This is a genomic window from Maribacter spongiicola (assembly GCF_052119685.1).
Lineage (GTDB): Bacteria > Bacteroidota > Bacteroidia > Flavobacteriales > Flavobacteriaceae > Maribacter > Maribacter spongiicola_A.
Map to the genome: position 1 here is coordinate 29874 of NZ_JBGQOO010000019.1, position 22845 is coordinate 52718.

The 22845-nt window shown below is 35.7% G+C and carries 23 protein-coding genes; 10 read left to right on the forward strand and 13 right to left on the reverse strand.

Annotated elements, in window-relative coordinates:
- Positions 1-185 precede the first annotated feature (185 nt).
- The 5 genes from ACEN2N_RS18295 to ACEN2N_RS18315 all read right to left on the reverse strand — a co-directional run bounded on the left by ACEN2N_RS18295 (position 186) and on the right by ACEN2N_RS18315 (position 5298).
- The gene (locus tag ACEN2N_RS18295) at positions 186-698 is read right to left on the reverse strand and encodes a DinB family protein (protein ID WP_441825676.1); all 513 of its coding nucleotides are present in this window, start codon (positions 696-698) and stop codon (positions 186-188) included.
- A 113-nt stretch (positions 699-811) separates the two neighbouring features.
- Positions 812-2440 carry an L-glutamate gamma-semialdehyde dehydrogenase gene (gene pruA / locus ACEN2N_RS18300; protein WP_441825677.1) on the reverse strand — a complete coding sequence of 543 codons (1629 nt, stop codon included), beginning with the start codon at positions 2438-2440 and terminating at the stop codon, positions 812-814.
- Positions 2441-2512: 72 nt separating this feature from the next.
- A complete protein-coding gene (gene apaG / locus ACEN2N_RS18305; RefSeq protein WP_441825697.1) occupies positions 2513-2899 on the reverse strand; it encodes a Co2+/Mg2+ efflux protein ApaG in 387 nt (128 codons plus the stop codon).
- Positions 2900-2904: 5 nt separating this feature from the next.
- A complete protein-coding gene (locus tag ACEN2N_RS18310; RefSeq protein WP_424002031.1) occupies positions 2905-4029 on the reverse strand; it encodes a DUF3667 domain-containing protein in 1125 nt (374 codons plus the stop codon).
- Positions 4030-4056: 27 nt separating this feature from the next.
- Complete coding sequence (locus ACEN2N_RS18315; RefSeq protein ID WP_441825678.1) at positions 4057-5298, reverse strand: DUF5103 domain-containing protein; 1242 nt, start codon at positions 5296-5298, stop codon at positions 4057-4059.
- A 152-nt stretch (positions 5299-5450) separates the two neighbouring features.
- On the opposite strand from ACEN2N_RS18315, the gene ACEN2N_RS18320 reads away from it, so the two are divergent.
- The 8 genes from ACEN2N_RS18320 (at position 5451) to ACEN2N_RS18355 (ending at position 13023) form a co-directional block, all read left to right on the forward strand.
- A complete protein-coding gene (locus ACEN2N_RS18320) occupies positions 5451-6800 on the forward strand; it encodes a Na(+)-translocating NADH-quinone reductase subunit A (protein ID WP_441825679.1) in 1350 nt (449 codons plus the stop codon).
- A 3-nt stretch (positions 6801-6803) separates the two neighbouring features.
- Positions 6804-8084 (forward strand): NADH:ubiquinone reductase (Na(+)-transporting) subunit B, encoded by a 1281-nt coding sequence (locus ACEN2N_RS18325; RefSeq protein WP_441825680.1) that lies wholly within the window; start codon positions 6804-6806, stop codon positions 8082-8084.
- 2 nt (positions 8085-8086) lie between these two features.
- Positions 8087-8839: a Na(+)-translocating NADH-quinone reductase subunit C gene (locus ACEN2N_RS18330; protein ID WP_441825681.1), complete on the forward strand. Its 753-nt coding sequence runs from the start codon at positions 8087-8089 to the stop codon at positions 8837-8839.
- 1 nt (position 8840) lies between these two features.
- Complete coding sequence (locus ACEN2N_RS18335) at positions 8841-9488, forward strand: NADH:ubiquinone reductase (Na(+)-transporting) subunit D (protein ID WP_441825682.1); 648 nt, start codon at positions 8841-8843, stop codon at positions 9486-9488.
- 21 nt (positions 9489-9509) lie between these two features.
- Positions 9510-10271, forward strand: a complete 762-nt coding sequence (gene nqrE, locus ACEN2N_RS18340; protein ID WP_441825683.1) for an NADH:ubiquinone reductase (Na(+)-transporting) subunit E — start codon at positions 9510-9512, stop codon at positions 10269-10271.
- A gap of 2 nt (positions 10272-10273) precedes the next feature.
- Positions 10274-11581, forward strand: a complete 1308-nt coding sequence (nqrF, locus tag ACEN2N_RS18345; protein WP_441825684.1) for an NADH:ubiquinone reductase (Na(+)-transporting) subunit F — start codon at positions 10274-10276, stop codon at positions 11579-11581.
- A 72-nt stretch (positions 11582-11653) separates the two neighbouring features.
- The gene (locus tag ACEN2N_RS18350) at positions 11654-12016 is read left to right on the forward strand and encodes a Na(+)-translocating NADH-quinone reductase subunit F (protein ID WP_441825685.1); all 363 of its coding nucleotides are present in this window, start codon (positions 11654-11656) and stop codon (positions 12014-12016) included.
- Positions 12013-13023 (forward strand): FAD:protein FMN transferase, encoded by a 1011-nt coding sequence (locus tag ACEN2N_RS18355; RefSeq protein ID WP_441825686.1) that lies wholly within the window; start codon positions 12013-12015, stop codon positions 13021-13023. Before ACEN2N_RS18350 ends, ACEN2N_RS18355 begins: the two co-directional genes overlap by 4 nt.
- Here ACEN2N_RS18355 and ACEN2N_RS18360 read toward each other — a convergent pair whose 3' ends face one another.
- Genes ACEN2N_RS18360 through gpmI form a run of 3 tightly spaced genes read right to left on the reverse strand, consistent with a single transcriptional unit; the run spans position 13024 to position 16164 of the window.
- Entirely contained in the window at positions 13024-13788 is a 765-nt protein-coding gene (locus ACEN2N_RS18360; RefSeq protein WP_441825687.1) for a class I SAM-dependent methyltransferase, read from the reverse strand.
- A gap of 9 nt (positions 13789-13797) precedes the next feature.
- A complete protein-coding gene (gene map, locus ACEN2N_RS18365) occupies positions 13798-14616 on the reverse strand; it encodes a type I methionyl aminopeptidase (protein WP_441825688.1) in 819 nt (272 codons plus the stop codon).
- Positions 14617-14646: 30 nt separating this feature from the next.
- Positions 14647-16164, reverse strand: a complete 1518-nt coding sequence (gene gpmI / locus ACEN2N_RS18370) for a 2,3-bisphosphoglycerate-independent phosphoglycerate mutase (protein WP_441825689.1) — start codon at positions 16162-16164, stop codon at positions 14647-14649.
- A 224-nt stretch (positions 16165-16388) separates the two neighbouring features.
- Between gpmI and ACEN2N_RS18375 the strand changes: the two genes are divergently transcribed.
- Together ACEN2N_RS18375 and ACEN2N_RS18380 are read left to right on the forward strand one after the other, a co-directional pair.
- Entirely contained in the window at positions 16389-16781 is a 393-nt protein-coding gene (locus ACEN2N_RS18375) for an ankyrin repeat domain-containing protein (protein ID WP_441825690.1), read from the forward strand.
- 189 nt (positions 16782-16970) lie between these two features.
- A complete protein-coding gene (locus ACEN2N_RS18380; RefSeq protein WP_441825691.1) occupies positions 16971-17357 on the forward strand; it encodes an ankyrin repeat domain-containing protein in 387 nt (128 codons plus the stop codon).
- Between the two features lie 107 nt (positions 17358-17464).
- Here ACEN2N_RS18380 and ACEN2N_RS18385 read toward each other — a convergent pair whose 3' ends face one another.
- The 5 genes from ACEN2N_RS18385 to ACEN2N_RS18405 form a co-directional block, all read right to left on the reverse strand.
- Positions 17465-17632 (reverse strand): DUF6747 family protein, encoded by a 168-nt coding sequence (locus ACEN2N_RS18385; RefSeq protein WP_317614972.1) that lies wholly within the window; start codon positions 17630-17632, stop codon positions 17465-17467.
- Between the two features lie 136 nt (positions 17633-17768).
- On the reverse strand, positions 17769-18539 hold the full coding sequence (locus ACEN2N_RS18390; protein ID WP_441825692.1) for a M48 family metalloprotease: 771 nt from the start codon (positions 18537-18539) through the stop codon (positions 17769-17771).
- Positions 18540-18578: 39 nt separating this feature from the next.
- A complete protein-coding gene (locus tag ACEN2N_RS18395) occupies positions 18579-19313 on the reverse strand; it encodes a M15 family metallopeptidase (protein WP_441825693.1) in 735 nt (244 codons plus the stop codon).
- Between the two features lie 125 nt (positions 19314-19438).
- Positions 19439-20620, reverse strand: coding sequence for a gliding motility-associated C-terminal domain-containing protein (locus ACEN2N_RS18400; RefSeq protein WP_441825694.1), 1182 nt, complete (start codon positions 20618-20620; stop codon positions 19439-19441).
- Between the two features lie 14 nt (positions 20621-20634).
- Positions 20635-22845 (reverse strand): hypothetical protein (locus ACEN2N_RS18405; protein ID WP_441825695.1); only part of this gene is annotated, 2211 nt, incomplete at its 5' end.

The following is a 22845-nucleotide window of genomic DNA, read 5'->3' on the forward strand; positions in this document are numbered from 1 at the left end:
TTGACTGTCATAAGCAATTGATTTTAAGTGAAGTACAAATCTCGGTAAATTACCTTTAATTTACAATTAATTAACGTTAAATTTACATTGATATTGTAATGGAGGCATGTTAATGTTTCTTAAATACTAAAAAAGCCCCGCAAACAAATTTGTTTATGGGGCTTTTTAGTGTAGTGAGAATTTTTTTATTCACTCCATGGTGGCACGACACCGTTTGATCTTGCATAAGCAATAAGCTGACCTTTGTGCTCACCATTATGCTCCATAATCGCTAACAATCCGCCTAGTTTATTTGATTTCATAAAACCAAAATCAACTTCGTCATTAAGGTTGGCGTCTTCAACCTTGGTAATATTTTCTAGAACGAACTCGTTAGATTTTTTAAGAGCTTCAATGATATTTTCTTTACCGGTGATTTTACCTAAGTTCATTACGTCTACATCTTCTGGTGGAGCAAATCCTAATTTAGACGCTAAAAAGTAATTTCCTCCTGCAACGTGTAAAAGGGCTTCGCCAACAGAGCTGATACCTTCTGCTGGTCTCCAATCATATTTTTCTTCAGGAAAAGCCTCTGCAAGTTGAATTACTTGAAGTTGGTTTCCGGTTAAAACACCTTTGATTGTGTTCTGTGTCAGTTCTTCTTGTGCATAAGAAAAGCATCCTACAAATAAGAATGCTACGAGTAATAACTTTTTCATAATTAGAGTGTTAGGGTTATTAAAAGTAATGTGTAATACACGTAAAGTAAACTAAAATAAGTGTAATGTCAAAAAAAAAAGGCTGAATTTACATTCAGCCTTTAAAGTTGTTTTTATCCTAAAAACGGATACCTGTAATCTACAGGAGTAACAAAAGTTTCTTTGATTAATCTTGGAGAGACCCAACGTAAAAGGTTTTGAGCTGATCCTGCCTTATCGTTAGTTCCAGAAGCTCTAGCACCACCGAAAGGTTGTTGACCAACTACAGCGCCTGTAGGTTTGTCATTGATATAGAAGTTACCTGCACAATTTTGTAATGCCTTTGTAGCTTCGTCAATAGCATATCTATCTTGAGAAAGTACAGCGCCGGTAAGTGCGTACTCAGAAGTGCCATCAATTAATTGTAATGTTGCGCTCCAATCTTTATCATCGTAAACGTAAATAGTCACTACAGGACCGAATAATTCAGTTTCCATAGTAGTGTATTTTGGGTCTGTCGTTAAAATAACGGTCGGTTCAATAAAGTATCCTTTAGATTTATCAAAAGAACCACCTGCATATATTTCAGCATTTTTGTCTTCTTTGGCTTGTGTAATGTACTTTGCCAATTTATCAAAAGAACCTTCGTGTATAACAGCCGTAATAAAATTACTCATGTCTTCAGGAGAACCAGGTTCGTTAAAAGAAGCGATATCGGCCTTAACATATTCTAAAACCTCTTTAGAAGTAGATTTTGGTAAGTATACTCTTGAAGCTGCGCTACATTTTTGACCTTGAAATTCGAATGCTCCCCTTGAAATAGCCGTAGCAACTTGTTTAGGATTGGCAGTTGGGTGTGCTAAAATAAAATCTTTACCACCAGTTTCACCAACTATTTTTGGGTATGTCTTATAGGTATGAATGTTATTTCCTATTTGCTTCCAAAGTTCTTTGAATACATGTGTAGAACCTGTAAAGTGAATACCAGCAAAGTCTGGGCTAGCCAATACTGTTTCGGTAATCATTACTGGGTCACCATAAACAACATTGATAACTCCGTCAGGTAAACCAGCTTCTTTAAAAACATCTACAATAACTTTTGCAGAGAAAATTTGAGAATCACTCGGTTTCCATACAACAACGTTCCCCATCATAGCTGCACTTGCAGGTAGATTACCAGCAATGGCAGTAAAGTTGAAAGGAGTAATTGCGTAAACAAATCCTTCTAAAGGGCGATATTCTACCCTGTTCCAAATACCTTCGGCAGAATCTGGTTGCTCTGCATAAATTTGAGACATGTACTCCACGTTAAAACGTAAAAAGTCAATTAACTCGCAAGCGGCATCTATTTCTGCTTGGTGAATATTTTTAGATTGTGCGATCATGGTCGCCGCATTAATCTTCGCGCGGTAAGGACCTGCAAGTAGCTCAGCAGCTTTCAAGAATATAGCTGCGCGTTGTTCCCAAGTTAAGTTGGCCCATGCGGTTCTAGATGACAAACAGTTGTTAATCGCTGATTGTACATTTTCTTTAGTAGCCGTATGGTAGGTACCAACAATATGTTTGTGATCATGTGGAGGAGACATTGGCTTAGTAGTGCCTGTACGTACCTCTTCTGATCCAATGTACATAGGTACATCTATCTTGTTATTAAAATATGCCTTGTATTGTTCCAAAACCGCTTCTCTTTCTGGAGACCCAGGAGCATAGCTTTTAATTGGTTCGTTAAATGCTGTAGGAACTTGAAAAAATCCTTTACCCATTGTCAAAATTTTTAAATTAAAAAGTTGACCAAAGGTACTAAAAGGGTGTTGGACTAAAAATTATTAAAGACTTTAGTTAAGTGCGAAAGGTGCGCTAAACTTAAAAGTAGGAATATAGACTCTGAATTTTTGAGCATTGTCCATATTTACCATATTATAATGACCTTTCATTGCGCCTATTGGTGACGTAAGCAAGCAGCCAGAATTGTAAGTATGAGATTCGCCGGGCTGAATTACCGGTTTTTTACCAATAACACCTTCGCCGTCTAAGGTTTCCATATCATTCAAAGAATCATATATTTTCCAATGACGAGAGGTTAGTTGAACAGCATCTTTACTTTGGTTCTCAATGGTAATCGTATACCCAAAAGCATAATGCATTTTGTAGTTTTTAAAGAACGTGCCTTCAAAAGTAGTTTGAACCGAAATTTTAATGCCTTTAGTAACCTGTGTTATCATCATATTTAATATGTAAATACGCTTGCAGCGATTAATATGGTTATCGCAATACTTCCTAAAATAACAAATAATGTGTTTAGGAAAAAATACTTTATAACTGTTTTAACTCTTCCTTGTTGATAGAAATTCCGCATTGCTTTGTAAAGGTAAATAGCGAATATTAAAATAAAGAATCCTTCGCTACTAATATTGAATACTGCGTTGATCAAATTGCTAACAATGAGCAAGATAAATAATAATGACTGATTGTGGAAACTAAAGATTAAATGATCGGTATAAGTGTATTTTTTTCTGATATAGACCATCCAAATGAAAAAAGAAAAGAACGGAAGAAAGAAAAATGTGGTGAATGGTAGTTTTGAAATTAAAGAATTTATAAATGTTCCAGGTCGTTTTTCTATATCAACTAAACTAGTTGCTAAGTTGAATGCCATTTCATTTTCTTTGTTTTGAGGTATTTCGAACTTTGTTAAACCTTGTTCAAAGTAATAAATGGTATCATGTTTAATAATGGTATTGAAGAAGTCTATTTTACCAAGAAAGCGGCGTGTTAGACCCTCTGTATTTATGTCTTTAAAATAAGGGTTTGGGTCGGCAAGAATAGTAGAGTCTTTTTTACTAATTCCGTTTTTGATATAGCTATTTATATCAAGCGAGTCTAATTGAGATAAGGCGAACTGTTTCTCTTCTTCGTTATCAAAATCAATTTTATCAAATTCTGCATCAAAGTCAATAATTGGTTTTTTGTTTTCGTAGCCAAATTTATTATAGGTCTCAAATTTGCTGTTAAAGCTAATAATCAAGAAATAGATAATAGATAAACTTAATAGAAAACGAAATGGGTTGGTGTATGACAGGCGCTTACCTGAAATATATTCCCGTGTTATTTTACCGGGCCTTAAAAGTAAAGCGGTTAATGTTTTCCATAGTTTAGAATCATATGATAAATAATTCGCAAGAAATTCTTCAAAAAAATCAAAAAGGGTGAGTTTTTTTGTGCTGTTGGCTTGAGAGCAATTAGGGCAGTATTTATCGCTTAACTCTAGTGGGTGCCCACAATTTAGGCAGTCTACACCTCGGTATTTTAGTTTAAATCTGCCTGATGGTTGAACGGCTGGTTTGTTCTCCATAAATTAATGAAAAACGTAAATATACAGCTAGTTGGTGATATTTCTAGAATTGGCAGAGCCAATACCGATTATACTATCGTACATATCGCCGAAGTTGCGGTAGTATACCAGTACAAGGTAATTATTTTCTGTAAAATGGAAGTTACCCCCGACCTCGTTTAATTTTATTTTGTCTCCGCCTTTCACGGCATATTTATAGTTGTAAAACCCTTGTTTCATTTTTAGAGTGGCTTCTAGCATACCATTCTTTTCATTGTAAACCATTTTATTTTCGTCGGTAAGGGCGTAATTATTGAATTTGCCGAAGACGTAAACATTATCAAGAGCTATATATTCGGTGTAGGGTAGGCTAAAATATACGTTGGTATATTCTGCTTCTCTAGAAGCATTGTCGCCCTGTAAAGTTCTGATTACGAAATCTCCGTTAATGTCAGGGAAATAGGTGTATGGCTTGTCGTTTCTGAAATCATCAGAAAATAAATAATGATTGTATAGGTCGGTAAGGTCGATGCTAGAAATTTGCGAGCTTGGTGCTCTTAAGTCACTAGTATCGAATAATAAAAATTCATTACCACCGTAAAAAGCAGTTTCTTGGTCATACTTATAAACTAGTTCGTCGCCTAAAGTGTATTGTGGTGCTACATTGGTAATGGCAGTAGGCCAATAGTGATTTTGAAGTATCGCAACTTTAACCTCTTTTTTTGGGTTTATTAACCGTAAAGAACCAGAGGTAATGCTAAATTGCACCACTTGCTTTTCGTTAATAAAATTAAAATCTCTAGAGCGTTTTATTGCAGTAGATACCTTTACAATATCTGTGTATACCACGAATCTTCTCGAAAATTGAAGGTCATTATCACTGTTGTAAACTTCTAAAATATAATTTCCGCTAACTTTTAAACGAACATTATCATTAGGTATGGTCAGTTGATAATTAGAGTACGACTGTAGTGTGCTATAACTATTTTCGTAATTGGTGATTCGTTGGTTGTCAACGCCGTCTAAATATTGAGATTTCAACAATGTAGAGGGTGTCCAATCATAATCACAATGAATTACTTTGTAATAATAGTCTTGTTCATTGGCTAGAATATCATCGAACTCTAAATAAATAGGTTCGCCAATTTTAATAACAGGAAACTGATCTTCTGTGGGACCTTTAAAAACGATTGATTTTATGTTTTTTGGCGGATTTGCTTCTAATTGTACCTGGGCAACTATGTTTTGCAAGAATAATAGACAAATAAAATGTTTAATGAAAATTCGCATTGACCCAGTAATTTTTAAGTAAAGGTAAACAAAAACGATGCCTAAAAAATATAGCTCGTTCTAATGACTAAATTATGGGTTAATAATTATGAAAACGAAGTTTTTGTACTTAAATTTGCTCAAATTTTGATAACCTAAAGGTCTATACGCACATGTCAAAAGACATTCGAATTAAAAAAGGGCTCAACATTAATCTTGTGGGCGCCGCAGAACAGACTACTTCAAAAGCTGTTTCAAGTAATGTTTATGCTATACAGTTAAGTGATTTTCACGGAATTACTCCAAAAATGATGGTAAAGCAAGGCGCCGAAGTAAAAGCGGGAGAGCCTTTGTTTTATAACAAAAACATGGAAAGCATGCTTTTTGTTTCTCCAGTAAGCGGTGAGCTTATAGAGATCGAAAGAGGAGACAGAAGACGTATTTTGACCTTAAAGATATTAGCAGACAAAACACAAGAACCATTTTCAGGTGCTACTATAGATGTTGAAAAAGCATCCAAAGAGCAGTTGAAAGCTATTTTGTTGAAAAGTGGTTGTTGGCCATTTATCAAGCAGAGACCTTATGATGTAGTTGCTAATCCTGATACAACACCTAAATCTATTTTTATTTCTGGATACTCAAGTGGTCCTTTACAAGCAGATTTAGACTATGTACTGAAAGGTAAAGAGAAAGAATTACAGGCAGCAATTACTGCATTAGGTAAATTAACACCTGGTAAAGTTCATGTATCTGTAGGTTCTAGTGCATCGCCACTGTCTTCAATGACTGGGGTTGAGTTGCATAATGTTTCTGGTCCGCACCCTGCAGGTTTGGTAGGTACGCAGATCAATAAATTAGATCCTATTAATAAAGGTGAATTGGTTTGGACGGTAACTCCGCAAGATTTAATCATAATAGGTGAATATTTGTTAACAGGTAAGTTTAATGCAGAGCGTGTTATCGCACTTGCTGGTTCATCTGTAAAAGCACCTAAATATTATACTACTAAAATCGGAGCAGAAATTTCGACATTCTTGTATGCTAGTGGTGTAAACGAAGAAAACTTTAGAGTCATCAATGGAGATGTACTTACAGGTTCCAAAAGTAGACCAGATGGCTATTTAGGATATTATAATAATACGGTTACGGTTATTCCGGAAGGAGACGATTATGAATTGTTCGGATGGAATAAGCCTGTATTCAATAAAATATCGGCTACAAGAGCATTGACGTTCTCTTGGATGCAGCCAAATAAGAAATATGAATTAGATACCAATACTAACGGTGAGCATAGAGCTTTCGTAGTAACTGGGCAATATGAAGAGGTTTTTCCGATGGATATTTTTCCAATGCAACTGTTAAAAGCTTGCATGGTAAAAGACTTGGATGAGATGGAGCAGTTAGGTTTGTACGAAGTAGCTCCTGAAGATTTTTCGTTAACTGAGTTTATATGTATTTCTAAGCAGCCACACCAAAAGATTATTCGTGAGGGGTTAGATTTATTGCAAAAAGAAATAGGATAAGAAATGAGTTTAAAAAGCAAATTACACGAACTTAAGCTAAAGTATCAGGGTAAGAAAATGGCTCCTGCCTTTAATGCCTTTCATACTTTTTTGTTTTCGCCAGATGAGACTACTCATGCAGGTGGTACACATGTAAAATCAGCAGATGATTTAAAACGTACAATGAACACGGTAATAATGGCACTGATTCCAGTGTTAATATTCTCAATGTTCAACGCGGGTTATCAGCATTTTTCTGCTATAAATGGTTTTCCGGCAGATTTCTCTTTAATGAACGATTTCCTTACTTGGGACAATTTCTGGATCGGTATTATTAAGGTATTGCCATTAGTTGTTGTTTCTTATGGTGTCGGTCTTATAGTAGAATTTATTTTTGCTGTCATAAAAGGTCACGAAGTTGAAGAAGGATATCTAGTTACTGGTATGTTAGTGCCGCTAATTGTACCAATAGATACTCCGCTTTGGATGTTAGCAGTAGCCGTAGTTTTCGGTGTTGTTATTGGTAAAGAGGTTTTTGGTGGTACAGGTATGAATATTCTTAATCCGGCATTAACAATTAGAGCATTCTTGTTCTTTGCTTATCCTACATGGATGAGTGGTGATAAAGTTTGGGTTTACGGTGCTCGTGAGCGTTCAGAAGAAATTCTTGCTGGGGCAAATGTTGATGCGATATCAGGTGAAACTATATTAGGATACTTAGCGCAGAATAAAGGAGCTGAAATGACATATTCTGTTTCAGATATGTTCTTCGGTTTTATACCAGGTTCTGTAGGTGAAACATCTGCATTTTTAATCTTATTAGGTGGTTTATTTTTGATATTCACAAAAATTGCTAGCTGGAGAATAATGGTAAGTGCTGTTATTGGTTCATTGGTAATGGGCTTAATATTCAATCAAGTCGTAGATTTTGGTTGGGTAGGCGAATCAAGTAAATTTTACGGATTAATGAGTTTCGATTTCTGGAAACATTTAATCGTAGGTGGTTTGGCATTCGGTATTGTCTATATGGCAACAGATCCTGTAACTGGTTCACAAACAAATAAAGGGAAGTGGTATTATGGTTTCTTTATAGGATTTATTTCTGTAATGATCCGTGTGTTTAACCCGGCATACCCAGAAGGGGTTTTCTTAGCTATCCTTTTAATGAATGTATTTGCACCAACAATTGACCATTATGTGGTTAGGGGTAATATTAAAAGAAGAATGAACAGATTAAAAAATGCTACTATCTACCCAAAAGATTCAGATGGTAAGGCAAAAGAACTTAAAGCTGAAACAGTTTAATTATGGCACAAAAAACAGATAGTAACGTTTATACAGTAGTTTTTGCTGCTGTTATGGTTGTGGTAGTTGGGTCAATACTTGCGTTTTTGGCTTCAGCATTGCGCCCTAATATCAAAGAAAATGAGCGTTTTGAAAAACAGCAGAACATTCTTTATGCCATGGGTGTAAATGAAAATGGAGATGATGCCGGTAGTGTAAACTTTATACCTACAGATGTAGTCGAAGATGAGTTTTCAAGTTATATCAAAGAGCAATTGGTTATTCAAGGTGATAAGATTACTGAAGATAACGAAGCATATTTGATTGATTTAAAAAAGCAACTGGCTAATATTAAAAAAGGAGAGCCTTATAAATTGCCAGTTTTTATCGGTGAGAAAGATGGTAAGAAATTTTATATCATTCCTATGTACGGTAAAGGTCTTTGGGATGCTATTTGGGGTTTTATCGCTTTAGATGATACCATGACTGTTCAAGGTGTTTATTTTGATCATAAAGGGGAAACTCCTGGTTTAGGTGCTAACATTAAAATGCGTTATTTCATGGACGATTTTAAAGGGGAGACTATTTTAAATGGAACTCAGTATGCAGGTATAGCAGTAGCCAAAGGGAACAATGACCCATTGAATAATACTAAAGATGATAATGAAGTAGATGCCTTGGCTGGTGCTACTATTACCGGTAACGGTGTTTCTGCTATGATTAGCGAAACTGTCAAATTATACAAACCTTATTTAGAAACAATTAGAGCAAAGTAACATGGCACTACTATCAAAAAAAGATACAAATCTTATTACTGATCCACTTGCGGACAACAACCCTATTACTATTCAGGTATTAGGTATTTGTTCGGCATTGGCAATTACAGCAGAGCTAAAGGCGTCTTTGGTAATGGCTATTTCTGTAATGTTCGTATTAGGTGCAGGTAACGTAGTTATCTCATTGATGAGAAATATCATTCCATCGAAAATTAGAATCATTGTTCAGTTAATCGTAGTTGCTACATTGGTTATTATAGTGGATCAAGTACTTAAGGCATATGCTTATGAATTAAGTAAAACCTTGGCTGTATTCGTGGGTCTAATTATTACAAACTGTATAATTATGGGTCGTTTTGAAGCTTTTGCTTTGGCTAACGGACCATGGCGTTCATTTTTAGATGGTATTGGTAACTCTTTAGGTTACGGTGTTATTTTGGTTATCGTAGGGTTCTTTAGAGAACTTTTAGGTTCAGGAACACTTTTTGGTTTTCCGGTCTTAGGTGATCCAATAATGAAAACAGGGTTGTATGCTACAGGATATGAGAATAATGGTTTTATGATTATTCCACCGGCAGCATTAATTGTAGTTGGTATCATTATTTGGGTACAACGCTCAAGAAATCCTGCGTTAGTAGAAGAGAATTAAACAGACATTTAAGTAGAAATTATGTTAGAACATGTAGAATTATTTTTTAAGTCCATCTTTATCGATAACATGGTGTTTGCCGTGTTCTTGGGGATGTGTTCTTATTTAGCGGTATCCAAGAAAGTGGCTACTGCAGTTGGTTTAGGTGCTGCTGTTATATTCGTATTGGCGGTTACTGTACCAATGAACTGGTTGTTAGATAAGTATTTGTTACAAGACGGAGCCTTAGTTTGGTTAGGTCCAGAGTATGCAGATTACAATCTTAGCTTTTTATCATTTATTCTATTCATTGCTACTATTGCTACAATGGTCCAATTGGTAGAGATTGTAGTTGAGAAATTCTCACCTTCTTTATATAACTCATTGGGTATATTCTTACCATTGATTGCCGTAAACTGTGCAATTCTTGGTGGATCTTTATTTATGCAGGCAAGAGAAATCGAAACTTTAGGTTTAGCATTCAATTATGGTGTTAGTTCTGGTATTGGTTGGTTCTTGGCAATTTTGGCAATTGCCGCAATACGCGAAAAAATTAGATATAGTAATGTTCCTGCTCCTTTAAGAGGGTTAGGTATTACATTTATTATCACTGGTCTTATGGGTATTGGTTTTCAAAGTTTTGGTGGTATGTTAACTGGTGGCGGTGATGACGCTGAAGAAGCTGCAGAGCAAGTTAACCAGGTAATTCAGCCAAAGGTTTTAACGCCTGTTGAAGAAGTAGTAGTAGAAAAGAACGAAGAAATTGACGAAAAGGTAGTTTCTTATAACGACGTAAATAAATAAACATGATTTTAGCTGCAAGTACAGGCGGAACTATTCTAATAACTGTTGTCGCATTTCTAATATTGTTGATGGCATTAGTAGCATTGCTTCTGTTTACGAAACAAAAACTATCTCCATCTGGTCCTGTAACCATTACAATTAACGGAGAAAAGAAAATTGAAGTTGCTTCTGGTGGATCGTTGTTGTCAACTTTAGGTAACCAAAAAGTTTTCTTACCATCTGCATGTGGTGGTGGTGGTACATGTATTCAGTGCGAATGTCATGTACTTTCTGGTGGTGGTGAAGCATTGCCTACAGAAACTCCGCATTTCTCTAAAAAAGAATTAAACCATGGTGCACGTTTAGCCTGTCAGGTAAAGGTGAAACAAGATATGGAGATTACGATACCAGAAGAAGTTTTTGGTATTAAGAAGTGGCCAGGTAAAGTTGTGCGTAATTACAACGTCGCATCTTTTATTAAGGAGTTCGTAGTTGAAATCCCAGAAGATATGGGGTATAAAGCTGGTGGATATATTCAAATTGAGATTCCTCAATGTGAAGTTAAATTTGCTGATATTGATATTACGGCACACCCAGAAGAGCATGAAACTCCAGATAAGTTTCAAGCAGAATGGGATAAGTTCAACCTTTGGCCTTTAGTAATGAAGAATCCAGAAACGGTAGAAAGAGCGTATTCAATGGCATCTTTTCCTGCAGAAGGAAGAGAGATTATGTTGAATGTACGTATTGCAACTCCGCCATGGGATCGTGCTAAAAATGGTTGGATGGATGTAAATCCGGGTGTTGCATCTTCATATATTTTCAATCTTAAGAAAGGTGATGAAGTGGTTATTTCTGGACCTTACGGTGAATTTTTCATTAATGAGTCAGATTCAGAAATGTTATATGTAGGTGGTGGTGCAGGTATGGCACCAATGCGTTCGCATTTATATCATTTATTCAAAACCTTAAAAACTGATAGAAAAGTAAGTTATTGGTACGGTGGTCGTTCAAAACGTGAATTGTTTTATTTAGACCACTTCTATAAGTTAGAAAAAGAGTTTCCTAATTTTAAATTCTATTTGGCACTTTCAGAACCAATGGATGTTGACAATTGGAAAGTAAAAGAAAATATAGATGCACCTGGTGATGGGTTCGTTGGTTTCATTCACAATTGTGTAATTGATAATTACCTAAGTCTGCATGAGTCACCAGAAGATATTGAACTTTATTTCTGTGGACCACCATTAATGAACAAGGCTGTTCAGAAAATGGGTGAAGATTTCGGTATCCCAGATGAGCATATACGTTTTGATGACTTTGGTGGATAAGCTATAAGTGATTGAAAAAATGAAAACTAACCGATATGTAATGTATCGGTTTTTTTATAAAATTATTTTAAGATGCACGTATTAACAGAACAAGAACTTCATAATTTGGCTATGAACATTGTTGGCAAACAGTTGGAGGAAGAAGGGTTTGAGTTTTTAGCCGTAAACAGTGAATTGCGTAAAAATCCGCAGTTTGTTTGTACAAAGGATAAACAAATGCGATTTGTGGTAGTAAAAGCAATAGAATATCCTGGTGATCCAAAGGATATGGATTTCTTTATGTCTGACCTAACAAAAATGAAAGATCATGCGATTAAATTTGAGGCTACTACCTTTTATGCTGGTGTAGGTTTGGTTAATGCAGCAGATCACAATATGCCAGTATATTTGGATGAAGAGTATATTGTTGATTATGATGGCTTAATAGAAATATGAAAAAGTATATTTATGTAGTTGCCGTATTAATTGGGCTAGTATATTCTTGTAAAGAAAATAAAGCTGAATTTCGTAATGAAAATACTGGTGGTGCTTTAGGAACTTCCTATAGTATTATTTCAATTTCTAGCGATCAATTAGATTTACAAGAAGATATTGACTCTGTATTTGCGGTAATTAACCATTCTTTATCCACTTATATTCCCGACTCAGATATCTCTAGAATAAATAAAGGCGATAGTACTATACGTGTTGATATGATGTTTCAAGAGGTATTTCATCTGTCTAAATCAATTCATAAAGAAACTAATGGTTTTTTTGATCCAACGGTAGGTACGCTTGTAAATGCATGGGGATTCGGACCAGAACGTCAAATTTCGATGGACAGTCTTAAAATAGATAGTTTGCTGAATTATGTAGGTTTGGATAAAATCATTTTGGATGATAGTAATCGTATAGTAAAAGATAATCCTAATATCTACTTAGATTTTAATGCTATTGCTAAGGGATATGCTATTGATAGACTTGCGGCTATGTTAGATGCTAAGGGTGTAGATAACTATCTAATTGAAGTAGGAGGTGAGTTAGTAGCCAAAGGTAAGAATACCATAAAAGATAAGTTTTGGGTGGTCGGTATCGATGATCCCGAGATGGAGGTAAATAGAGCTACCAAAATAGTAATCAATTTAAATGATAGGGCATTAGCGTCTTCGGGTAATTACCGTAAGTTTAGAATCGATGAAGAAACAGGTAAAAAGTATGTGCATACGATAAACCCTAAAACAGGCTTTACCCAAGTATCTAATACACTTGCTGTAACTATATTGGCAGATAACTGTGCTACCGCAGATGCTTATGCAACAGCATTAATGGCGATGAATATAGAGGATGCTTTTGAGATCGTTGAAGCAAATAAAAGGCTAGAAGCTTATATAATTTTTTTAGATGAGAATGGTTATACGCAAGAGTTTTCGACTGAAGGGTTTAAAGCGCTTGTGGTGAAATAACTATTTTTTCACGAAAGGAATTATCTCTCCTGGTGCTAAGCGGTATCTGTTAATTTCTTCTTGGCTCATTAGCTTTGTAAAAGCTATTTCTTCTACCGTAAAACCTGTACCTCTTAATTTATCAAAGTAATCTCTGCCATAAATACGAACATGATCGTATTGACCAAATATTTTGGCACGCTCTGTTTTGTCAGTTATAGAATCGTCTTCAAAAGTTACTTCTCTGTTCAAATCTTGCGGAATTTGAAAAATACCCCAACCACCAGGTTTTAGAATTCTATACAATTCAGACATTGCTTTAGTATCATCTGGTATGTGTTCTAGTACATGATTGCATAGAATTACATCGAACATATTATCTTCAAACGGAAGGTTGCAAATATCTGCCTTCACATCTGCTAAAGGTGAATTTAAATCTGTAGTAACGTAATTTAGATTCTTAAGTTTTCTAAATCTTTTATAGAAAGCTTGTTCAGGGGCAAAGTGCAAAACATGTAACGGAGCAGTGAAAAAATCTGTCTCTTCCTTTAAAAATAACCATAGTAAGCGATGGCGCTCTAATGACAGGGTAGAAGGTGAGAGCACATTTTCACGTGGCTTTTCATATCCATATGGTAAAAAGCTTCGAAAAGTATTGCCATCAATTGGATCTTCGTAGGTGTTACCACGATAGTAAGCCTTAAAAAAAGGCTTTACCAAATAGCTTAAAGATATTAATACAGGTCTCGGAACAAGGTTAAGAAAAAATTTAAAAATTTTCTTCATCTGTACTTTCTAACTTTTTGCAGTAGAAGAGGTGAACTCATCTTCTTCATTACTGACAATACCTAAAGCTTCGTAAATATATTTGAAGGTAGATAGCAATTCAGGTTTTCCGTTGACGATAGCGACATCATGCTCAAAATGGGCACTAGGTTTACCGTCAGCTGTCAAAATTGTCCAGCCATCTTTCAATTGTTTTATATTTTTGGTGCCCATATTGGTCATAGGTTCAATAGCTACTGTCATGCCTTCAGCAAATTTTTTGCCTCTACCACGTTTACCATAATTTGGCATTTCTGGACCTTCATGCATTGTTCTACCTAACCCATGACCTACCAATTCGCGTACAACACCGTAACCATGGTCTTCTGTAAATTTTTGTATGGCATAACCCACATCGCCCACACGGTTGCCTACTTTAAACTCACGTATACCAATATAAAGCGATTTTTTAGTGACCTCTAATAACTTTTTAACTTCGGGGCTAACTTCTCCTACTTCAAAAGTGTAGGCATGATCTCCGTAAAATTCATTCTTTAAAGCTCCGCAATCAATCGAAATAATATCACCTTCAACTAAAGGCGTGTTATTTGGAATACCATGTACTACTTGAGCATTTGGACTCACACATAATGAGTTCGGAAAATCATATAAACCTAAGAAACCTGGTACAGCACCGTGGTCGCGAATAAAAGCTTCTGCTAAAGTGTCTAGTTGAAGGGTGGTAACTCCTGGTTTTACCTCAGAAGCTATCATGCCTAAAGTTTTAGAAACAATAAGCGCACTTTCGCGCATTAACTCAATCTCTTCGGCTGTTTTTAATTTAATCATAAAGTCAATAACTTTCTGTTTTACCTAAATTTATACCAATGAATTTTGGGTCATAAATTTCGATTTTTCTACACCCATCATTTTTAAGATAGTAGGTGCAATATCTCCTAAAACACCATCTTTGATATGGTGAATATCTTTGTCTACCAAGATCAACGGAACAGGATTGGTAGTGTGTGCCGTGTTAGGGCTACCATCTTCGTTAACCATGGTTTCGCAATTACCGTGATCGGCAATAACAATCACCGAGTAATCTTTGGCAATAGCTGCAGTAATTACATCTTTCGCACATTCATCAACCGTTTCGCAAGCTTTTATGGCAGCTTCCATAACACCTGTATGTCCAACCATATCTGGGTTGGCAAAGTTTAGGCAGATAAAATCTACTTCACCTTTGTTGATTTCAGGAATAATTTTATCCCTAATTTCATAAGCACTCATTTCTGGTTGAAGGTCATAAGTAGCTACCTTTGGCGACGGACATAAAATACGAGTTTCACCATCAAAAGGCACTTCTCTACCACCGTTAAAAAAGAAGGTTACATGTGGGTATTTTTCGGTTTCTGCTATACGTATTTGCTTTTTACCTGCATTAGCCAAAACTTCACCTAATGTTTCAACAATATTATCTTTATTATACACTACATGAACCTTAACATAAGATTCATCATAGTTGGTAAGTGTAACATAATATAAGTTAAGCTTGTGCATGTTTTGTTCATGCATATCAACCTGACTTAAAACTTGCGTAAGTTCTCGCCCACGGTCCGTTCTAAAATTGAAAAATATAACAACATCATCTTCCTTTACAGAAGCAATAGGTGTGCCATCGGTATTAGTCATTACGATAGGTTTTATAAACTCATCGGTAACGTCATGGTCATAACTATTTTGAATAGTTTGCCCTATGTCAGTCGATTTTTCACCCTCTGCATTTACGATTACATCATAAGCTTCCTTAACACGCTCCCATCGTTTGTCACGATCCATTGCGTAGTATCTACCGATAACCGTTGCTAGTTTAGTGTTTTTATCAGCACAATAATGAACAATATCTTCTAAAAAACCTTTTCCACTTTTTGGGTCTACATCTCTACCATCGGTAAAGGCATGTAAATACATATTTTCTACACCAGATTCTTTACCTGCGGCAATTAAACCTTTAATATGATTAGTGTGGCTATGAACACCACCATCACTAAGAAGACCTAAAAAATGGACATCTTTATTGTTCTTTTTTGCATATTCGAACGCACTTTTTAGAACCGGTTCAGAACTTAAGGTATTCTCTTTAACTGCCTTATTGATTTTAGCCAGATCTTGATAAACAATACGACCAGCGCCTAAATTCATATGACCCACCTCACTATTACCCATTTGACCTTCGGGAAGACCAACGTTCATACCATCTGTAAGAAGGTTAGAATTAGCGTATTTCGTATATAAACTATCTATAAAAGGAGTATTGGCTTTATCTACTGCAGATACTTCTGGATCAGGTGATTTACCCCAACCATCTAATATCATTAAGATTACTTTTTTGTTCATCTTTAAAAGGTTTTAAGAGTACAAAAATACTATGTTCTTTCAAGTTAAGCTACTAGATGACCTGCCTTTTTTGTTTTGGTGCTATATCCCAACATAATTTAAGTTTTGTTGAAGATTTGTTTGTTAAAGTTTAGTTATAACATTGTTAATGCGTGAAACATTTACATCGGTTTGGCGTCTTTTAATTGTACACTATTGTACTCATCAATCAAAAATCAATTATCATGAGAAAAGTATGTATCACATTATCAATGGTAGCGCTTACCTTCACAGCTACCGCGAAAGCAAATGACACGAAAAATTTAGTATCAGAACACGAAATTGAGCTCGTTTCGAGAGTAGATATTAGCTCTTTTTGTAAAGCCGTTATACAGGGCGATTTAGAAACTGTAAAACGCTTAATCGATTTAGGCGAAGATGTAAATCAAAAATCGTTAGGTATGACACCTGTTATGTTCGCTGCTCGTTATAACAAGGTGGATATATTAAAAATGCTTATTAAAAATGGTGCAGATCTAAAAATTCAAAGTAGTCAAGGGTATACTGCGAAGCGGTATGCAGAATTGTCAAATGCTTCTGAAGCACTAGAAATAATTGAAACTGCTATCGGTAGTTAGGTGTTTATTGGTCATTTTACTATTCAAGAAAGTAGCATATTGATTGGTTTTAAGTAATATCTACGTTATTAGAGTATTTTCCAATTGTTAAATATTTACTACAACTTTCTTAATATTGCGTAATTAATAAAATAGTATGTGTAAATTTATTATATCATTAATTTTATTAATCAAAATCACCTAAATATTATGAAAAAATCAATCTCAATTTTATTGTTCATTAGTGTATTTACGTTAACGGGAGTTTATGCAAATAGTAATGACTGTATTAATATGAACGAAGCAGTATCTATTTCTGCAAATGAAGAAATTAGCTCGCTATGTAAAGCAGTGATGAAGGGTGATGTAGATCGGGTACGAAGTTTATTGGCTTTGGGTGAAAAGTTAAATGAAAAGTCTTTAGGTCTTACCCCTGCAATGTATGCCGCTAGATATAATAAGGCAGAAGTACTTAAGGTGTTATTATTGAATGGCGCAAACCTTAGTATTAAAAGCGATCAAGGTTATACTGCAAAAGACTATGCGAAAATGTCGAATGCTAAAGATGTATTAGATGTAATTATGCAAGATTCATAGTTTTATCTTTATGAAAATTAAAAGGGCTCATTGAAATTTCAATGAGCCCTTTTTAAATACTACAAATTTCTACTCCAAATAGTGTTCAGGTAAAAGAGTAAAACGCATTAAAAATCAAATCCATTCGCTGCTCTGACAACAAAGGCATACAGTGCCGAAAATATCATTAGGGCACAAAATACTGAGTAGACCTTTAAAAAAGTAACCAATACTATTGGTTTACAGTTCTCAAACGCCTGCACGTATAAGTTTCTGAAATGTGTAATTGTTCCCATTATAGTGTTCTTCTATGATTAAATCATAGCTACAAAGGCAATTCATAAATGGTAAAATAAGCTTGGGACTTCCTCAAATTTACACAAATATAAACACTGAGTATTGTCCTCTAGACCAACTGTACAAAAAATCCGATTAACCTTGGTTTTTGTATTTATCTATAGCTTCTCTGATTTTTTCAATTCTATTTTCAGGATCAGGGTGGGTGCTTTGAAATTCAGGAGTACGATTTGGACCGCCAGCTGATTTTAAAATTTCCATCACCTTTATCATCTCGTAAGGGTCATAACCAGATTGAATCATAAATAGAACACCTAGTTCATCACTTTCCAATTCATCGCCACGACCATTTTTTAGTAGTGTGTTCTGGCCAATGCTTCCTAAAATACTACCCATATCGCCAGCACCAACAGTTGCTCCCATAGTTGCTGTTTGCCAAGTTTGGCTATCTGCTATTCTTTCTGCAGAATGTCTGCCAATCACATGACCAATTTCATGACCTAAAACACCGGCTAATTGAGCTTCATTTAGTTGAGAAAATAAAGCATAGGTTATAAAGCATTGTCCACCAGGTAATGCAAAAGCATTTATGGTCTGGTCATCTGCCAATAAATGAAAATCGTACTGATATGGTGTTTCTCTAGCAATACTATTTTGAACTAACTTATTACCTACTGATTCAACAAAAGATTGTAAACGTTGATCAGGATAAAGACCACCATGTTGTTGCGCCATTTCTGGTGCACTTTGTAAACCGATAGCGATTTCTTGTTCAGAAGACATAGTAATATGTTGCGATCGACCAGTATAGGGATTCTCTTCGGTATTGCTACATTTTTGAATAAATGCAAAGGCAACAATGGCCAAACCGATAAATATTCTAATTTTCCAACTTCCTCTTCTCATGGTAATGTGTTATAGTACAGGTTCTAATGTACGAAATGCTTACAGTAGATTTCTATTAATATCTAATATATTATTTTGTATGTAAGATCTTAAAAAGCCCATTGTAAAATTCTCGGCACCATAAAAATCTTCGCGAATAAGAATAGAGGCAATGTTTTTACTTCTGAACTGTTCAAGCATTGGTATCGATAATGGGGCATAGCTATAGTGCCATGGCTCGTATTTGAAACCTCTTCTTTTTGCTTCGTCGGTATACACTAAGAAAAATCCGTAGGTTTCCGAATTTTCGTCCATCCATTTTTTAAAGTCGACATAGGGTCCTTCACCTTCAAATTTATGTGGCACCAATACATCGCCATCTACTTTTCTATATCCGTCTACAACGTCAATATCTGTTCCCCAGTGATGTCTGCTCGTACCAGGTATGGTAGAGTACTCAATGATTTTATCAATGGCATCAGTAGGGCTCATGCCATCGTCATCTGTATATTTTAAGTATTTACGCTCAAAAATGGCTTCTTGCCTATCATAATTTCTGAAGCTTGAAACTATTTTGAGGTCGATGCCATCTTTGTATGCTGCTTTTTTCATTTCAACAAAAGCATCATGAGCTTCTTTTCGAAGATTAATATCTTTTCCATAGAGCTCAATATCTTCTTTCCCCATGAGTTCTAATATGGAATATTCGGTATCTTCTTGAATAAAGAAAGTTGGGGCAATGGCTAGTGCCAAAGCAGCTGAACTGCTTCTGTTGATAAATGTTCTTCTCTGCATAACTCTATATTGGTGTTATTTAATACAAAAGATTTGCCAAACTTGATCAAAAGAGAAAAAACTTTTGAAATTGGTAAATCATGCAATGTAAAAGTAATGAATCTTGGTCTTAAAAGAATTTATGATTAATTTTCTTGGTAGGTAGTAAGGTATAAATATCCCTGATGTTTAAAATTCAAATCATTTAAGTTTACGATATAAAAATAGATACCAGATGGTAAGCCTATATTTTTCGTAATTACCCCATTTACATTCGATATGCCAGTAAACTCATTACTGTAGTTTTTCTGGGAGAATACCAATCTTCCATATCTATTATAGATTTGTAACGAATTATTGGGTGAATTTTCTATGCCTTCGATTTCTAAAAAGTCATTAATACCATCGCCGTTAGGGGTCATGTAATAATTGTCTAAAGTAATATTGTCAAGCGTTTCTAAAATATCAGAATTACCGCCAATGGTTATAATTTCATAATCACTAGGTATAAACTCTTTAGAAGTTACCGAGCCATAAGCAAAATTACCCTCAACATTGGTGTTCCCCAAATCGACCCAAATTTTATCGATTGCACTCCATCCTACAACTTTAATTTCCTCAATAGTCTCTCCGAATAAGTAGGCATTACTTTCTTCGTCCCAGGTTAAAGTCACTTTTGAAGGTATGGTACTTTCTAAATGCCAAAATTCATACTCACTAATAGATAAAGTTTCGTTTTCTTTAATAAATGTGCTAAAACTTGTTCCAAATACACTCGGGGTATTAGGGTCTTCATAATAATAGGCAGATTTTGCGTAATCATTAGAGCTCACCGATGCTATGCTCAACGGACGTATTTTATCGAATTGACCAATCGGGAAGGTAAATTCAGATTTCTTGCTTATGGCAGCATAGCCGTCAACCTTAGCTAAATTTTCATCACCAGTGTAAAATGAATCATTTAAAAAATTAATATTTACTTCGGATGCTACCCTTGATGTAATAATGTCGCCCGTAATAAAATTTGCGTTATTTTGAATACCGACCGTATTATCAATATAAAGATCATTATCTACTGCAACTTCAAAATCATAAAAAACAGGATTAGATGCACCCGATATCGTTAAGGCTTTGTCGAAAGAATAAAAACCGACTAAACCTTTGTTTTGATTGAAAGCACCATTATTGATAACATCCATATGGAAACCAACAATACCATCATCATGAATTTGAATATTACCATAATTATGCACAGCATCTTGAGCATTTGTTACCAAACAAATACCTGTCGTAATTAGTAGAAATAGATAAATAGAAATTTTTTTCATACTTAATTTAGATATTATTTTCTCCAAGCAATTTCTATAAGTGTTTCTGGATAATCTACACTTGTACCATTACAGTATGCCTGAATAAAATCACCTTCGTTAATATCAACGTTAAGCGTATTGTTGTGGTTACCTTGAACACCGGTCATTGTTATTGATGCAATTACGGTAGTAGCATCATTTTTTCTGACTTCGAACGTCCATGTTTGATCAATGTCAGATTGAGCAGATATTGCGGTTATTGTTCCGTTTCTCACCATGCGCCAGCCATTTTGATTGGATAAAGCTCCATTAAATTGACGTAAATACTCGTTGCTTGTATTATTACTGTTTCTACCCCAACCTACCATAGTTCTATCTACACTTAGCCATTTAGACCTCGTGCCGTCGTATATATAAAGAATTCCGTCATCATTAGAAACAAACATTTGTCCTCCGCTAGTACCAGTAGGAGTAGATGTGCTTGGTTCAATTTTTAATGGAACACCTGTATCACTTTTAACATGTAAACTAGCATCCACCGTGCCTGAAGAGAAATCACCGATACCTACATTTTGTGAGTCATCAATTCTCATGGCTTCAGTTCCCGCAGTGGAGAAACCTAGTTCGTCTGTGTCTGCTCTATACATTCCTGTATTACCATCATCATTAAAACGATAAGCCGGTGAACCTGCTGTGCCATTGGCATTAGCAAATGACGTAGCTCTTACTTGCCCATTAACTTGTAATTTATGGGTAGGTGAAGCAGTTCCTATCCCTAATCTATTATTGCTGTTATCCCAAAATAATTGAGAGTTGTTCTCTGATGGCTTATTGTCCGCCCCTGCAAAGAATATGGAACCTGTAGTACCTGTATGTGATAAGTCTGAAAGAGGAATATCTAAGTCTCCGTTAGAATCCGATATTCTTAAGTGATCAGTACCAGCTACATCAACAGTAGAAAAGCCTGTGTTAGTTTCGTTGGTGATGCTACCATCAACTTCGGTGAAGTTATTTATAATACTATATGGAAATGCGCTAGAACCATCTCCTGTTATTGCAATTCCAGCACCTGCTGTTATCTCCGTATGTGCTAGGTCACTGATTTGCGATTCAGTAATAGTTAAAGCAGTTTGATGTTGAGTTATGTTTGATTCTTGTACACGAGCATCATCAAGAACACCCGAAGTTAAATCCGCTGCATCGGTGGTATGAGCACCTGTACTATAATTGTTGTTGGCAACAAAAGCATCTACTTCCGCTTCTGATAGTTTTGTATCCGTATCAACGGTATGAACTAAATCACTGATTTGAGATTCGGTGATGGTCAATGCAGTTTCATGTTGAGTAACATTTGATTCTTGAACTCTTGCATCTGTGAGCACACCCAAAGTTAAATCCGCTGCATCGGTAGTATGTGCACCGGTACTATAATTGTTGTTGGCAACAAAAGCATCTACTTCCGCTTCTGAAAGTTGTGTATCCGTATCAACGGTATGAACTAGATCACTTATTTGCGATTCGGTAATGGTCAATGCCGTTTGATGTTGAGTAACGTTCGATTCTTGTACACGAGCATCATCAAGAACACCCGAAGTTAAATCCGCTGCATCGGTGGTATGCGCACCGGTACTGTAATTGTTGTTTGCGACAAAGGCATCCACTTCGGCTTCAGAAAGTTGCGTGTTTGTATCGACTGTATGTGCTAAATCTGAGATTTGCGATTCAGTAATGGTCAAGGCAGTTTCATGTTGTGTAACGTTTGATTCTTGTACACGAGCATCAGCTAAGACACCCGAAGTTAAATCCGCTGCATCCGTTGTATGTACACCTGTACTGTAATTGTTATTGGCAACAAAAGCATCCACTTCCGCTTCTGATAGTTGTGTATCCGTATCAACGGTATGAACTAGATCACTTATTTGCGATTCGGTAATGGTCAATGCAGTTTCATATTGCGTAACGTTTGATTCTTGAACTCTTGCATCTGCGAGTACACCAGTAGTAAGGTCGGCTGCATCGGTAGTATGCGCACCTGTACTATAATTGTTGTTGGCAACAAAAGCATCTACTTCCGCTTCTGATAGTTGTGTATCCGTATCAACGGTATGAACTAGATCACTGATTTGCGATTCGGTAATGGTCAATGCCGTTTGATGTTGAGTAACATTTGATTCTTGTACACGAGCATCAGCTAAGACACCCGAAGTTAAATCCGCTGCATCCGTTGTATGTACACCTGTACT

Bases quoted from the DNA above. Each gene is read 5' to 3' on its own strand.
- ACEN2N_RS18375 (WP_441825690.1), top strand. From the start codon at position 16,389: ATGAGAAAAGTATGTATCACATTATCAATGGTAGCGCTTACCTTCACA.
- ACEN2N_RS18295 (WP_441825676.1), bottom strand. From the start codon at position 698: ATGAAAAAGTTATTACTCGTAGCATTCTTATTTGTAGGATGCTTTTCT.
- ACEN2N_RS18355 (WP_441825686.1), top strand. From the start codon at position 12,013: ATGAAAAAGTATATTTATGTAGTTGCCGTATTAATTGGGCTAGTATAT.
- pruA (WP_441825677.1), bottom strand. From the start codon at position 2,440: ATGGGTAAAGGATTTTTTCAAGTTCCTACAGCATTTAACGAACCAATT.
- ACEN2N_RS18350 (WP_441825685.1), top strand. From the start codon at position 11,654: ATGCACGTATTAACAGAACAAGAACTTCATAATTTGGCTATGAACATT.
- nqrE (WP_441825683.1), top strand. From the start codon at position 9,510: ATGTTAGAACATGTAGAATTATTTTTTAAGTCCATCTTTATCGATAAC.
- ACEN2N_RS18380 (WP_441825691.1), top strand. From the start codon at position 16,971: ATGAAAAAATCAATCTCAATTTTATTGTTCATTAGTGTATTTACGTTA.
- gpmI (WP_441825689.1), bottom strand. From the start codon at position 16,164: ATGAACAAAAAAGTAATCTTAATGATATTAGATGGTTGGGGTAAATCA.
- ACEN2N_RS18330 (WP_441825681.1), top strand. From the start codon at position 8,087: ATGGCACAAAAAACAGATAGTAACGTTTATACAGTAGTTTTTGCTGCT.
- ACEN2N_RS18400 (WP_441825694.1), bottom strand. From the start codon at position 20,620: ATGAAAAAAATTTCTATTTATCTATTTCTACTAATTACGACAGGTATT.
- ACEN2N_RS18395 (WP_441825693.1), bottom strand. From the start codon at position 19,313: ATGCAGAGAAGAACATTTATCAACAGAAGCAGTTCAGCTGCTTTGGCA.
- ACEN2N_RS18325 (WP_441825680.1), top strand. From the start codon at position 6,804: ATGAGTTTAAAAAGCAAATTACACGAACTTAAGCTAAAGTATCAGGGT.
- ACEN2N_RS18385 (WP_317614972.1), bottom strand. From the start codon at position 17,632: ATGGGAACAATTACACATTTCAGAAACTTATACGTGCAGGCGTTTGAG.
- ACEN2N_RS18315 (WP_441825678.1), bottom strand. From the start codon at position 5,298: ATGCGAATTTTCATTAAACATTTTATTTGTCTATTATTCTTGCAAAAC.
- ACEN2N_RS18335 (WP_441825682.1), top strand. From the start codon at position 8,841: ATGGCACTACTATCAAAAAAAGATACAAATCTTATTACTGATCCACTT.
- ACEN2N_RS18320 (WP_441825679.1), top strand. From the start codon at position 5,451: ATGTCAAAAGACATTCGAATTAAAAAAGGGCTCAACATTAATCTTGTG.
- nqrF (WP_441825684.1), top strand. From the start codon at position 10,274: ATGATTTTAGCTGCAAGTACAGGCGGAACTATTCTAATAACTGTTGTC.
- ACEN2N_RS18360 (WP_441825687.1), bottom strand. From the start codon at position 13,788: ATGAAGAAAATTTTTAAATTTTTTCTTAACCTTGTTCCGAGACCTGTA.
- ACEN2N_RS18310 (WP_424002031.1), bottom strand. From the start codon at position 4,029: ATGGAGAACAAACCAGCCGTTCAACCATCAGGCAGATTTAAACTAAAA.
- map (WP_441825688.1), bottom strand. From the start codon at position 14,616: ATGATTAAATTAAAAACAGCCGAAGAGATTGAGTTAATGCGCGAAAGT.
- apaG (WP_441825697.1), bottom strand. From the start codon at position 2,899: ATGATAACACAGGTTACTAAAGGCATTAAAATTTCGGTTCAAACTACT.
- ACEN2N_RS18390 (WP_441825692.1), bottom strand. From the start codon at position 18,539: ATGAGAAGAGGAAGTTGGAAAATTAGAATATTTATCGGTTTGGCCATT.